The organism is Gemmatimonadaceae bacterium (assembly GCA_037721215.1).
Lineage (GTDB): Bacteria > Gemmatimonadota > Gemmatimonadetes > Gemmatimonadales > Gemmatimonadaceae > UBA4720.
Genome location: JBBJNV010000014.1, coordinates 1 through 12,713, shown reverse-complemented (window position 1 = coordinate 12,713; position 12,713 = coordinate 1). Strand labels below are relative to the sequence as shown.

Annotated in this window: 15 protein-coding genes and 1 tRNA gene; 15 read left to right on the top strand and 1 reads right to left on the bottom strand. The window is 60.9% G+C overall.

Annotated elements, in window-relative coordinates; all coding sequences use genetic code 11:
• The 12 genes from WKF55_08980 to WKF55_08925 all read left to right on the top strand — a co-directional run bounded on the left by WKF55_08980 (position 1) and on the right by WKF55_08925 (position 9,716).
• On the top strand, positions 1-1,122 hold the full coding sequence (locus tag WKF55_08980; protein ID MEJ7759714.1) for a thiamine pyrophosphate-dependent dehydrogenase E1 component subunit alpha: 1,122 nt from the start codon (positions 1-3) through the stop codon (positions 1,120-1,122).
• A complete protein-coding gene (locus WKF55_08975) occupies positions 1,115-2,092 on the top strand; it encodes an alpha-ketoacid dehydrogenase subunit beta (GenBank protein ID MEJ7759713.1) in 978 nt (325 codons plus the stop codon). The genes WKF55_08980 and WKF55_08975 overlap by 8 nt, the downstream gene beginning before the upstream one ends.
• Positions 2,092-2,370, top strand: coding sequence for a hypothetical protein (locus WKF55_08970; GenBank protein ID MEJ7759712.1), 279 nt, complete (start codon positions 2,092-2,094; stop codon positions 2,368-2,370). Before WKF55_08975 ends, WKF55_08970 begins: the two co-directional genes overlap by 1 nt.
• A 10-nt stretch (positions 2,371-2,380) precedes the next feature.
• Positions 2,381-3,736 (top strand): dihydrolipoamide acetyltransferase family protein, encoded by a 1,356-nt coding sequence (locus tag WKF55_08965; protein ID MEJ7759711.1) that lies wholly within the window; start codon positions 2,381-2,383, stop codon positions 3,734-3,736.
• Between the two features lies 1 nt (position 3,737).
• A complete protein-coding gene (locus WKF55_08960) occupies positions 3,738-4,010 on the top strand; it encodes a hypothetical protein (GenBank protein MEJ7759710.1) in 273 nt (90 codons plus the stop codon).
• Entirely contained in the window at positions 4,000-4,266 is a 267-nt protein-coding gene (locus WKF55_08955; GenBank protein ID MEJ7759709.1) for a hypothetical protein, read from the top strand. The genes WKF55_08960 and WKF55_08955 overlap by 11 nt, the downstream gene beginning before the upstream one ends.
• The gene (locus tag WKF55_08950; protein ID MEJ7759708.1) at positions 4,263-5,192 is read left to right on the top strand and encodes a PHP domain-containing protein; all 930 of its coding nucleotides are present in this window, start codon (positions 4,263-4,265) and stop codon (positions 5,190-5,192) included. Before WKF55_08955 ends, WKF55_08950 begins: the two co-directional genes overlap by 4 nt.
• Positions 5,189-5,917 (top strand): SDR family oxidoreductase, encoded by a 729-nt coding sequence (locus WKF55_08945; protein ID MEJ7759707.1) that lies wholly within the window; start codon positions 5,189-5,191, stop codon positions 5,915-5,917. Before WKF55_08950 ends, WKF55_08945 begins: the two co-directional genes overlap by 4 nt.
• An 89-nt stretch (positions 5,918-6,006) precedes the next feature.
• Entirely contained in the window at positions 6,007-7,065 is a 1,059-nt protein-coding gene (gene trxB / locus WKF55_08940) for a thioredoxin-disulfide reductase (protein MEJ7759706.1), read from the top strand.
• Positions 7,066-7,102: 37 nt separating this feature from the next.
• Entirely contained in the window at positions 7,103-7,756 is a 654-nt protein-coding gene (locus WKF55_08935; protein MEJ7759705.1) for an MBL fold metallo-hydrolase, read from the top strand.
• A 15-nt stretch (positions 7,757-7,771) separates the two neighbouring features.
• Entirely contained in the window at positions 7,772-9,199 is a 1,428-nt protein-coding gene (locus tag WKF55_08930) for an aspartate ammonia-lyase (GenBank protein ID MEJ7759704.1), read from the top strand.
• A 58-nt stretch (positions 9,200-9,257) separates the two neighbouring features.
• Positions 9,258-9,716 (top strand): Rrf2 family transcriptional regulator, encoded by a 459-nt coding sequence (locus WKF55_08925; GenBank protein ID MEJ7759703.1) that lies wholly within the window; start codon positions 9,258-9,260, stop codon positions 9,714-9,716.
• 54 nt (positions 9,717-9,770) lie between these two features.
• Here the strand turns inward: WKF55_08925 and WKF55_08920 are convergent.
• Positions 9,771-9,854: transfer RNA gene (locus tag WKF55_08920), tRNA-Leu, on the bottom strand.
• 115 nt (positions 9,855-9,969) lie between these two features.
• Between WKF55_08920 and smpB the strand changes: the two genes are divergently transcribed.
• Genes smpB through WKF55_08905 form a run of 3 tightly spaced genes read left to right on the top strand, consistent with a single transcriptional unit; the run spans position 9,970 to position 12,592 of the window.
• Positions 9,970-10,440 carry an SsrA-binding protein SmpB gene (smpB, locus tag WKF55_08915; GenBank protein ID MEJ7759702.1) on the top strand — a complete coding sequence of 157 codons (471 nt, stop codon included), beginning with the start codon at positions 9,970-9,972 and terminating at the stop codon, positions 10,438-10,440.
• Positions 10,437-11,660 carry an N-acetylmuramoyl-L-alanine amidase gene (locus WKF55_08910; protein MEJ7759701.1) on the top strand — a complete coding sequence of 408 codons (1,224 nt, stop codon included), beginning with the start codon at positions 10,437-10,439 and terminating at the stop codon, positions 11,658-11,660. The genes smpB and WKF55_08910 overlap by 4 nt, the downstream gene beginning before the upstream one ends.
• On the top strand, positions 11,657-12,592 hold the full coding sequence (locus WKF55_08905; GenBank protein MEJ7759700.1) for a dihydroorotate dehydrogenase: 936 nt from the start codon (positions 11,657-11,659) through the stop codon (positions 12,590-12,592). Before WKF55_08910 ends, WKF55_08905 begins: the two co-directional genes overlap by 4 nt.
• Positions 12,593-12,713 lie beyond the last annotated feature (121 nt).

The window sequence follows — 12,713 nt, the reverse complement described above, 5'->3', positions numbered from 1 at the left end:
ATGAAGACGAAACTCACGCAACCCGTAACGAAAGCCAGCAACGGTGCTGGCGGCGGGGCAGTATCGCTCGGCCGCGTTCAGAAACTCGAGCTGTATTACTACATGCGGCTCACAAGGGCGCTCGAGGAGCGGCTGGTAAATCTCTACCGGCAGACCAAAGTCGTCGGTGGGCTTTTTCGCTCGCTCGGCCAGGAGGCTGATGCGGTTGGCAGCGCGTATGCCCTCGACCGCACCAGGGGCGATATCCTGTCACCGCTGATCCGAAACCTCGGCTCGATGCTCGTTCAGGGTGCCCTGCCGCTCGAGATCTTACGGCAGTACATGGCGAAGGGCGATTCTCCCACTCGCGGGCGCGAGCTCAACATCCACTATGGCGACCTCATCCGGGGTTTCGTGGGGCAGATCTCGCAGCTTGGCGACATGGTACCAGTCATGGCGGGCGTCACGTTGTCGTTCAAGATGCGGGGCGAGGACCGGGTCGGACTTGTGTACGTTGGCGATGGGGCAACATCGACCGGTGCATTTCACGAAGGCATCAACTTCGCGGCGGTGCAGCGATGCCCGCTGGTAGTCGTCGTGGAAAACAACGGCTATGCCTATTCCACGCCGCTGTCGAAGCAGACAGCGGCGAAGGAGTTGCGCGACAAGGCAGCAGGGTATGGGGTCGCCGCGGAATACGCTGACGGCAACGACGTAATCGCCACCTACGAGGCAACGAAACGAGCTGTTGACCGCGCACGCGGCGGCGGCGGTGTGACCCTCGTCGAGCTCGTCACATACCGCCGGAAAGGGCACGCAGAGCACGACAATCAATCGTACGTGCCCCCCGGCGAAATTGACCGGTGGGCATCATCGAATGACCCGATCGACCGGTTCGTCGCTGTGCTGAGAGCCGAAGGGGTGACAGTGTCGGAACTTCAGGAAATAGACACTCGGATATCCGCCGAGATCGACGCGGCAACCGATGAAGCCGATGCGTCACCGATGCCCGAGCCCACTGATGCGCTTGTCGGGATTTATGCAGATCCTCCCGAGGAGAAGCCGCTGTGGTACCGCGAGGGGGTTCGCGCTGCTGTCGATGTGAATGAGCGGCCGTCGAGCTGGGGTACTCACGATGGCTGAGATTACGTACCTCGACGCGATTCGGGAGGCGCTGTTCGAAGAGATGGAGCGCGATCCGAATGTATTCTGTCTCGGAGAAGACATCGGCGCGTACGGGGGAGCGTTCAAGGTGACGGAGGGCCTCCAGGCGAAATTCGGAGAAGCGCGGGTGATCGACACGCCGATATCAGAGATCGCGATTATCGGAGCGGCCGCCGGTGCAGCGCATATGGGGATGCGCCCGGTCTGCGAGATGCAGTTCATCGACTTCATTTCGTGCGGCTATGACATGTTGACGAATTACGTGGCGACTGCACGGTACCGTGCAATGTTGCCGTGCCCGATGGTCGTTCGCGGACCAAGCGGCGGATATGTGCGCGGCGGGCCGTTTCATTCGCAGAATCCTGAAGCCGCATTTCTGCACACGCCGGGCCTCAAGATGGTCTATCCGGCGACCGCGAGTGACGCCAAGGGCCTCATGAAGGCGGCGATTCGCGACGAGGATTGCGTCCTGTTTTTCGAGCACAAGTATCTCTACCGGCGGATCAAGGAAGAGATGCCCGCTGGAGATCACGTCGTGCCAATAGGCAAGGCGAGAATGGCGCGTGATGGGACCGACGTATCGATCGTGACTTATGCAGCAACCGTATGGAAGTCTCTCGAGGCTGCTGAGCAGCTCGAGCGTGAAGACGGCCTGTCGGTGGAGGTGCTGGATCTTCGGTCGTTGGCGCCAATGGATGATGACGCCATCGTGGCGACGGTGAAGAAAACAAACCGCGTTCTGATCGTACACGAGGATACGCGAACGGGCGGCGTGGCCGGAGAGATCACTGCCCGCATCAACGAGCTTGCTTTTGAATGGCTTGATGCGCCGATCCTGCGCGTTACAGCCGCTGACGTTCCTCTGCCGTATTCGCCTCCGCTCGAGGACTACGTTCTGCCTCAGACGGCCGACATCGTGAAGGCTGTGCGTCGGCTGGCGGCGTACTGATGCAGCAGGAAGGCGAGCCGCGGTCAAATGCAGCCCGGAACATCGGAGTTGGATGCGTCACGGCGGTGGCTGGGTTTTTCAGCGGCGGGATGATCGGTGTGTTCGTTGCCAAGGTTGCGGGCAGTGTTCGGGGCTGCAATCCCGGACCCGAGCTTCCGGCATGTGATTGGCACCTGTATGCGGGTGTCGGTATGTTGCTGGGTGTTCTGACATTGCCGGTCCTGGTGTTGAGCAGGCTGCGGCGCGGCGGGTCCCCCGCGTCGCCCAAAACAGAGTGAGGAAACAGCGTTGGCGCTTGTAGACATAATCATGCCGCAGATGGGAGAGTCTATTGCTGAGGGGACTCTTTCGAAGTGGCTAAAGAAGGTCGGTGACGAGATCAAGCGCGACGAGCCGATCTTCGAGATCTCCACGGATAAAGTGGACGCGGAGATACCGGCGGCTTCGGCGGGAACGCTTGCCGAGATTCTGGTGAAGGAAGGCGAGACGGTTGCCGTTCAGACGGTGGTTGGGCGTGTCGAGACGGAGAAGGGGGCTACAATAGTGGCTGCCGGCGTGGCAGGTGAGACTGCGAAATCCGCCAGCGTAGCAAGTGCCGCCTCAACTCCGACGCTCGCCCCCCCCAAGGGGGAGTTTACCGCCGGCCCGTCCGCGGACGCACGCCCGTCCGTTCCGCCAGCAGCCCCAACAGCCCCATCAGGCAACGGAAACTCCTTCGAAGAACGAATTCGCACTCGCTCGTCACCACTCGTGCGAAGAATTGCCGCCGAGCACGGCCTCGATGTCGCCGCGCTCCAGGGGACGGGCGTCTCCGGGCGGGTGACCCGCAAGGACATCCTCGGATTCATCGAGTCCGGCGCCGCTCAAGTCGCACCGGCAACATCGATGCACGCTCCTGGCGGCGCCGACACCCACGGTCCTGTGCCGCAGCCGTGGCCCGGCGACCGCGTCGAAGCCATGTCAAAAATGCGCGGTCTCATCAGCGACCATATGGTGGCCTCGCGCCGCACTTCCGCGCACGTGACATCGTTCATGGAGGTCGACTTCACCCGTGTCGCCCGCATCCGCGCACGCAAACGCGCCGAATTCGAGGCTGCCAACGGTCAAAAGCTCACCTTCATGCCGTTCATCATTTCCAGTGTCGTGAAAGCAATTCAGGCCTTTCCGATAATGAATTCGTCGGTCGCGGGGAAAAATGTTATCTATCGCAAGCCCGTCAATATCGGTGTCGCAGTCGCGCTGGACTGGGGCCTCATCGTTCCCGTCATCAGGAACGCCGAAAATCTTTCGCTCGGCGGAATCACGCGAGCGCTGAACGACCTCGCAGGTCGAGCGCGCGCCAAAAAACTGTCGCCGGAAGAGGTGCAGGACGGAACATTCACTATCACAAATCCGGGCGTCTTCGGATCGCTGATGGGCACGCCGATAATCAACCAGCCGCAGGTCGCGATTATGGGCGTCGGCACAATCGAGAAGCGGCCAAAGGTCATCACAGGCGCCGATGGTGAAGACACCATCGCCATTCGCACCTGTGCGTATTTTTCAATTTCTTTCGATCATCGTATCGTCGACGGCGCAATTGCCGATCAGTTCCTTGCGTTCGTCAAGGCGACAATAGAGGAATTTCCCGAAAGCGGAGTTTAGCATGCCACGCTCACTCACTATCCAGCGCAGCACTGTCCCGGCATCGGAGCGGTCAAAATACTTCGAACGGCTTAAAGCCTGCAAAGCGCACTACACTGCCGCGAATTGCCGATTCTGGGTGTTCGAGGAAAGCTCGCTGATGGGCGCTTTCATCGAATTCACCGAGGCTGATGACGAGACCGTCTTGACAGTTGCCCACGCCAATTCACCCTTCAGCGTGCTGGACCCCGCGCGTATTTACCGCGAAACGGAGATTGGAAGTAATGCCGGCTAGGAGCATCTCGATCGCCGGGGCTGAGTGGAGCGTGTATCCATCAGGATTCATCACGCAATACGATCAGGACGAATTTGGATTGTTCTTTGCCCGCGGGTGGGGCGAGGATCGCGAGATTCGCGTTACGCGCTACTCCCCTCAGGGGTCCCGGTCGCGCGAACAGTCGTTCGCCGAGCTCAGCGATGAACGGCTCGTGACGCTATTTGAACAATCGCAACCCAGTTTCACGTCGCCGGAGGCCGGCTACGCGCGGTGAGCAGTAGCGTTTCGGCGACCGTTTCGCCGGGCGAAGTCGATCTTCATATGCATTCGACAGCCTCCGACGGATCGCTCCCGCCGTCGCAGGTCGTCCGGGCGGCCCACGCTGCCGGTCTCGCTGCCATCGCGCTCACCGATCACGACACGCTTGCCGGGCTCGAAGAAGCAACCGCTGAGGGTGGTGCACTCGGCGTTCGCGTCGTGCCCGCCGTTGAGCTCAGCGCTCACGACGGGAACCGCGAGATCCATATTCTCGCACTTCACATATCGAACCACGCACTCATCGAATCGCGGCTGTTGGGTTTCCGTCAGGCGAGAGAAACACGCGCCGCCCTCATCGTCCAGCGGCTAGGGCAAATGCAGATTCCTATACCGCTTGAGATGGTCATGGAAGAGGCAGCGGGCGGCGCGGTGGGACGGCCGCACATTGCGCGGGCAATGGTGCGAACCGGCATCGTCAGCGATCAGCGGGAAGCATTCGACCAGTATCTCGCCGCTGGCCGGCCCGGATTCGTGGAGAAGGAGCGTCTCGAGATCCGCGAGGCGATCGAGCTCGCCCATGCCGCGGGAGGACTGGCAATATGGGCTCATCCCGGAAGCGAGGGACGGCGGTCCCGCGTCGAGCCGCTCGCGGCGCTTGGGCTTGATGGGCTGGAGGTTCTTCACCCAAGCCACAAGGTCGAGGACATAAAGCGACTCGGCGCACTTGCAGATTTTCTCGGCCTGGTTGCCAGCGGCGGGTCGGATTGGCACGGAGCCACCGGCGGCTATCGGTCCATCGGCTGCATGCACATTCCCGGAGCATGGCTTTCTATTCAGGATCAGCTTGTTGCCCGACGTAGCGGCGGAGCAGAAACCGGGGTCGCGCGCGGTCGCGATCTGCCCCCTGTGGCATCGATCCGAGAGTCGGGCGTCGTGCTGTGATACTCGCGGGAAAGATCGCAATGGTGACCGGTGGCGGGCGCAGAATCGGCCGTGCTCTTGCCGTTGCGCTCGGTGGGGAGGGAATGCGAGTCGCTGTCCATCATCACGCGTCGCCGGCTGAAGCTGCTCAAACCGTCGCAATGATCGAAAGCGCTGGAGGTTCCGGAGCCGTGTTTCAGAGTGATCTCACCGATAGCGGCGCACCCGCTCAACTGGTCAGCGCGGTGGTCTCCGAATTGGGCGGGATCGACGTGGTCGTCAATTCGGCGGCGGTCATGCAACGAACGCCTGTGGGAGAAGTGACCACAGACGAGTGGGACAGCATGTTCGCGCTCAACCTGCGCGCACCATTTTTTATCTCGCAGGCAGCGGCGCAGTCCATGCCGGCGGGAAGCGCGATTATTAACATCTCCGATCTTGCCGCCTACGAAACGTGGCCTGCCTACATACCGCACGCGATTTCCAAGGCGGCAGTCGTCAAAATGACGGAATCACTGGCTCGGGCCCTTGCACCAGATATAAGAGTCAACTGCATTGCGCCAGGTGCGGTACTTCTGCCCGAAGAGTGGGACGCCGATGCGGGCGGACGTTTCGCGGCCACTACACCGCTCGCGCGGCTGGGTGACCCTGCTGACGTTGTTGAAGCGATGTTGTATCTGCTCCGGGCGGATTATGTCACCGGCGAGACGCTGGTAGTCGACGGCGGCCGCAGAATCAGGAAATGAGCGCAGCAGTCTGGCGATTCGCTGACAGCGCTTCCGTCAGTCGTTAGGATTCAGAGCAACAGCCCGATCAACCCAGTCACGAGCACGAAGTGTCCGATAGCATGAGCGTCATGCGCCAGCACGAAAAGGTCGTCATCATTGGCAGCGGTCCCGCGGCCTGGACCGCGGCCATCTATGCTGCCCGCGCTAACCTCGATCCCGTGGTTTACGAAGGAGAGGCCTCCGCCAACATGATACCGGGCGGCCAACTGATGTGGACCACGGATATCGAAAATTTTCCTGGTTTCCCCGAGCCGGTCAACGGACAGGAACTGATGGCGAGGATGCGTGAACAGGCGCTGCGCTACGGCGTGCGAATTGTCGGCGAAGACATCAGCGCTGTCGATTTTTCCGGGCACCCGCACCTTCTTACCACCAACACGGGAGAAGGCGTTCAGGCGATGAGCGTCATCCTGGCCACCGGGGCGCGCGCGAACTGGCTCGGCCTCCCGAACGAGTTGCGCCTCGCCCGGTCGAACGGAGGCGTCTCGGCTTGCGCTGTTTGCGACGGAGCACTTCCGGCATACAGGAACAAGGTGCTCTGTGTGGCTGGCGGCGGAGATAGCGCAATGGAAGAGGCAACTTATCTCACCAAGTTCGGCAGTGAAGTCGTCATCGTGCACCGTCGCGATAAGTTCCGTGCGTCGAAGGTAATGTCCGACCGGGTGTTGGCGAACCCGAAGATCCGCGTCGCCTGGAATACAAAGGTCGTGGACGTGCTTGGTGACACGGAAATCACTGGCCTTCTGGTCGAGGACACGCAGTCTGGTGCTCAAAACATTATCGAGTGCAGCGGGTTCTTCGTTGCGATCGGTCACACTCCGAATACTGATTTTCTCCGCGGGCATATCGCGATGGAGCCAACAGGATACGTCAGCACTCCCGAGGCGTGGCGCACAGTCACGAGCGTGTCCGGAGTCTTCGCCGCGGGCGACGTGATGGATAGTTATTATCGTCAGGCAATCACCGCTGCGGGCTCGGGATGCATGGCGGCGCTCGAGGCCGAACGGTGGCTGGCCCACCATCACGTTCCCGGCGCGCAATCGCCGGTGCTCGAAACGGCCGAGGCGCCGTCGCTCATTGGAAGTTCCCAGGCAAATCTGACGTAATGCCTGCCTTCCAATCTGAAAGTCTTATCCGGTGACGATGCCGATGTTGCTGGTCACGCCGATCACAGTTGGGGCGTTTCAGGAGAACTGTTACATCGTATCCGATCCGGACGGCCCGGCGACGGCAATCGTCGATCCCGGTAGTGAAGGCGACAGAATAATCGCCGAGGTCGAAGGATCGGGAAGGACGCCGGAGGCAATCTGGATCACCCACGCCCACGTCGACCATCTTGGCGCGGTTGCGGCCATCAAGCGTCGTTGGAACGTGCCCATCTATCTTCATCCGCTCGACAAACCGCTTTACCGGGTCGGCGGCCGCCAGGCAGAAGTGTATGGGGTCCCATACGAAGAGCCGCCCCCTCCCGACCGCGAGTTCGCGGAGGGAGACGCGCTAACCCTTGGCGGCATGATACTGTCAGTCATGCACACTCCGGGGCACGCACCCGGTCACGTGGTGATCCATGGACACGGTAGCGCAATCGTCGGCGACTGCCTGTTCGCCGGCTCGATCGGCCGCACCGATCTGCCGTTTGCCAACGCATCCCACCTCGAAACTTCGCTCCAGCGAATTGCGGCGCTGCCTGAGGAAACTGTAGTGCACCCAGGGCACGGCGAAGCGACGACAATCGGGATCGAGCGCATCAGCAACCCCTTCCTGAACGGGTCAGCACGAATCGTCCGGGCCCGGTAACCTGTCAAACACTTCATGACCGATTCAACGAGAACCGAGAAGGATCCGCTCGGCGAACTGGAAGTCCCTGCTGCGGCCCTTTACGGAATCCAGACCCTGCGGGCCGTTCGCAACTTTCCCATCAGCGGCCTCAGGGCGCTGACGCCTTTCGTCGATGCGACTATTCGCATCAAGCGGGCGGCGGCGATCACCCACAAAAAGACGGGTCGGCTCGAGGCACGGCTCGCGGATGCGATCGTTGCCGCCGCCGACGAGATTCTGGCGGGCCAGTACCGGGATCAGTTCGTTGTCGATGTGTACCAGGCAGGAGCCGGTACATCGCACAACATGAATGCCAACGAAGTTCTGGCGAACCGCGCCAACGAGATCCTCGGCGGCGCGCGGGGCAATTACAAGCCTGTGCACCCAAACGATCACGTCAACATGGCCCAGTCGACGAACGACGTGATTCCCACTGCTATCCGGGTTGCGTGCGTCACTGAGCTTCCAAAACTGCTTGCGGCGTACGAATCGCTGATTGTGGCGCTCGAGGAGAAAGGGCGGGAATTCGACGGTGTCCTCAAATCGGGTCGCACTCATTTGCAGGACGCGATGCCTATCCGGCTCGGTCAGGAGTTCTCCGCCTACGCGGGATCTCTTCGACGATGCATCCGGAGAGTCGAGGAAGCTGCTGAATACCTGCGCGACCTCGGCATCGGCGGCAGCGCAGTTGGCACTGGCGTCACCGTGGAGCCCGAATACCCGGCGTTGATGGTGAGCGCGCTCAGGGAGATGACTGGTGTCGAGCTGCGCGAAGGAGACGACCGCATTCAGCTCATGCAAAGCATGGGGGATGCAGCGGCATTCAGCGCTCAGCTCAAGGTGCTTGCGCTTGACCTGAGCAAAATCGCCAGCGATTTGCGAATTCTGGCGAGCGGTCCGCGAACCGGCTTCGACGAGATCAGGCTGCCCGCTGTGCAGCCGGGCTCATCAATCATGCCGGGCAAGGTCAATCCTTCGATTCCCGAGATGGTGAACCAGGTCTGTTTCCAGGTGATTGGCAATGACGCGTGCGTATCGGCATCGGCGGAGCATGGGCAGCTGGAGCTGAACGTGATGATGCCGGTAATCGCGCACAATGTGCTTATGTCAATGCAAATCCTGACTTCGACAGCTACGACCCTCGCTGACCGTTGCGTGAAGGGAATCGAGGCAAATGCGGAACAGTGCAGCTACTGGCTGGAGCGTTCGGCAGCGCTGGCGACTGCCCTCGCGCCGCAGATTGGATATGCAAGGGCTGCCGAGATCAGCAAGCAGTCGGTGAAAGAAAATGTTCTCATCCGCGAACTCGTCAAACGGGAGCGTGTCTTGCCTGATGCCGAAATCGACAAGGTGCTCGACCTGAGAAAGATGACCGAGATCGGCGTTCCGGGTGGAAAGCATGGAGGCGGGTCAGCAGGTTGACTCGAGCGAACCGCCAGATGGCCTTGTCGAGCGCGGCCGATCCTCGTATCGTGCATCAATGCGCATAACCACGTGGGCCGAGTATGGCGTTATCTGCGCGCTGCACCTGGCGAGGCGTGCTTCAATAGGCCCGGTGACTGGAAGGGAAATCGCGGCGCAGGAGCGCCTGCCCGCCGATTACGTGGAGCAGATTCTGCTGAGGCTGAGGCGCGCCGGTGTAATCACCAGCACCCGTGGCGCGCGTGGCGGGTATGCCTTGGCGAGACCCCCGCAGGAGATTTCCATTCGCGCAGTGATTCACGCCTCCGAGCTCGAGACGTTCGATCTTCATTGCGTGAGCCATCCGGTTGAATCCGACCGCTGCTCCGCGTCGCACAGTTGCAGCATACGGCCGGTATGGGTGCTGCTTCAGACGAGAATTGACGACGTGCTGGAGAGCGTTTGCCTGGCGGACTTGCTGGAGGACGAACCCGCGGTTAGAGCGCGGGTTGGCTTGCCGATACTGGAGCACGCCTAGGCGGACACGGCTCCGTTGCTGATCGGCGGATAACTGTCGTGTTTCTGTAAAAAGTGCCGAAGGGGGGACTCGAACCCCCACGGGCTTGCACCCACTGGCTCCTGAAGCCAGCGCGTCTACCAATTCCACCACTTCGGCGATGATGATCCAAACTAGACTTCGCTCAAAGTGAAGTCAACGCGACTCTGCGTCGCGCGCGTGTCGCGCACCCTTTCTCAAAATCTTTCCTGCTTCTAACTTGACCGCATGAACCATGGCTGATACGGCAGAGAAGACAGAGAGAGAGGCGATTGCACGGAACCGACGCGCGAAACATGACTATCAGATACTTGACACGTGGGAAGCGGGGATTGTGCTGACCGGTAGCGAGGTGAAGTCGTTGCGTGAAGGCAAAGCGAATATTTCCGATGCGTACGGCATCGTGAAGGATGGCGAGGTTCATCTGCTGAACCTCCATATATCGCCGTATGAAAAGGCGAGCTACTTCAATCACGAGCCCACGCGGACGCGGAAGCTCCTGCTGCACCGGCGCGAGATTCGAAAGATGATCGGCGCCGTCGAGAGGCAGGGACTGACGCTTGTCGCGATGGAGATCTATTTCAGGAATGGCAAAGCAAAGGTCGCGCTGGGCCTCGGGCGCGGCAAAAAACTTTATGACAAACGAGCCGACGAAAAAAAGCGCGATGACGAGCGGGATATGCAGCGCGCGGTGAGAGTCCGATGATCGCCGCCACCATTCTTTTCTTGCAGGTAGCGGTTCTGCCGCCTCAAAATCTGGTAATCAGACAGGGCGCGACGGTGAAGGTCGTGCCTGTAATCGGCACCGTCAGCGGATCGTACGTTCGAGCCGACCTCCTCGCGGTGGCTCTGGGGGGAACGGTCGCAGACGCACCCAACTTTCATTACCGGATCAGGCTTGGCGATACCCGCCTCGAGCTTACCGAGGGTGTGCCGTTCATTCGTGCTGACTCGGTGATCGTGCCAATCGGGCTGCCACCGTTGCGGTCGGGAAAAACCTTTCTGGTACCGTATCAGATGGTGGTTGCGGTGATCCCGCGCTTTGCGACAGGATTTAATTACGACGTGAGCACGCGCGAGTTGATGATGTTCTCCAGTGTCGCGCGGCGTGTAATTGAGACACCCCCGTCCCCATCTCCGGTTGAGAGCGCGCCGCCTTCTTCCGTTGAGGCACCCCGTTCCCGCACCCCCCGAACCGGACAGCGGCGGATGGTCGTTATTGACGCCGGGCATGGAGGGCCGGACAATGGGATGACGGGACCGATCGGTGGCGGACCGCGGATCGTCGAAAAACAGATCACGCTTGCCGTTTCGAGGCTTGTCACCCAGGAGCTGCGCAACACCGGTGTGGACGTGCTGATGACGCGCACCACTGATACTCTGATTGCATTGTCTGACCGGGGCCGCATTGCCAACCGCAACAAGGCAGACCTGTTTGTGTCGATTCACGTGAATGCTACGGGCGGGCGTGGGGCGGCCGCGGCGCGGGAGCGTGGCTACGAGACTTACTTTCTCGCCGAGGCGAAAAGCGAAGACGCGCGTCGCGTCGAGCAGATGGAGAACGAGGCCGTAAAGTTCGAGACTGGCTCCAATGCGCCGAAGGGCGATCCGCTGAGTTTCATCATCAACGACATGGCGCAGAACGAGCACCTTCGCGAATCAAATGATCTCGCCGAGACAATCCAGGAGGGTTTTCGGCGCTTCCATCCCGGCCGCGACAGGGGCGTCCAGCAGGCGAACTTTGCGGTTCTTCGCGGCTCGTACATGCCGGCAGTGTTGGTAGAGATAGGTTTTGGCACCAATTCCGCGGAGGCGGAATACCTGAGCGACGGCGTGAATCAGCGTCAGATCGCGACGAGTGTGGCGCTTGCGATTCTCGACTATCTGGAGCGCTACGAAGCGCGAGTCGGAAGCGGCCCTCGGTGAATTCCAGGCCGCACTCGCTCGGCGTAGCTGCGGCTGGACTTTCCTTTCAGAATCCAGTAGTGCTTGCGGCGGGCACGGCGGCGTATGGCCGTGAACTCGCCGGAGTGATGAATCTCGACGCACTTGGCGGAATTGTCACCAAGGCGGTGAGCGTGGAATCCCGGAATGGCGCGCCGTCGCCGCGAGTCGCCGAGTTTGATGGTGGGATGATCAACGCCGTGGGTCTGGCAAATCCGGGACTCGACGCAGCGCGTCGCGACGACATGCCCTGGCTCGCCGCAAACATTCGAAACGCGCGAGTGATAGTAAATGTCGTTGGGAGTGCAGTCGAGGATTTCAGCACGGTGGTTGCTGGCCTCGAGGATGCCGCCCGTATCGACGCATACGAGCTCAACGTGAGCTGTCCGAACGTAAGGGCCGGCGGTCTGGAATTTGGCGCCGACAATGCGACGTTGTCGGCGCTGATTGCGCGCGCGCGGCGCGAAACAAGGCGCCCGTTGTTTGTGAAGCTGTCACCCACACTGTCGAACATCGCGGACGCGGCTCGCGTTGCGGCCGATGCGGGCGCCGACGGCCTTTCGCTCATCAACACCATACCGGGGCTGGTGGTCGACGTTGCGACTCGTCGCCCCGCGCTGGGATTCGGAACTGGGGGCGTCAGCGGAGCGGGATTGTTGCCGGTGGGCGTCCTGGCAGTGTGGAAGGTCAGTCGGGCAGTGCGATTGCCGCTGTTGGGAATTGGAGGAGTGATGAAAGGCACAGATGCAATTCAGTACATTCTCGCCGGAGCAAGCCTGGTGGGGGTGGGCACCGCGGCGCTTCGCGACCCCCGGGCACCGGAGCGCATCGCTGGGGAAATCGGAGACTGGTGCGCCTCGAACTCTGTTTCCAGCCTGACTGAAATTGTCGGAGCGCTGCAATGGCCGACGTGAGACTTACGGTAGTTTGCCGGTCATGACCGCGATCCCAATCGTCGCTCTTGATTTTCCGGATTCCCAACGCGCGATGACGCTGGTGCAGACACTCGACCAGAAATGCCGGTTTTACAAAGTA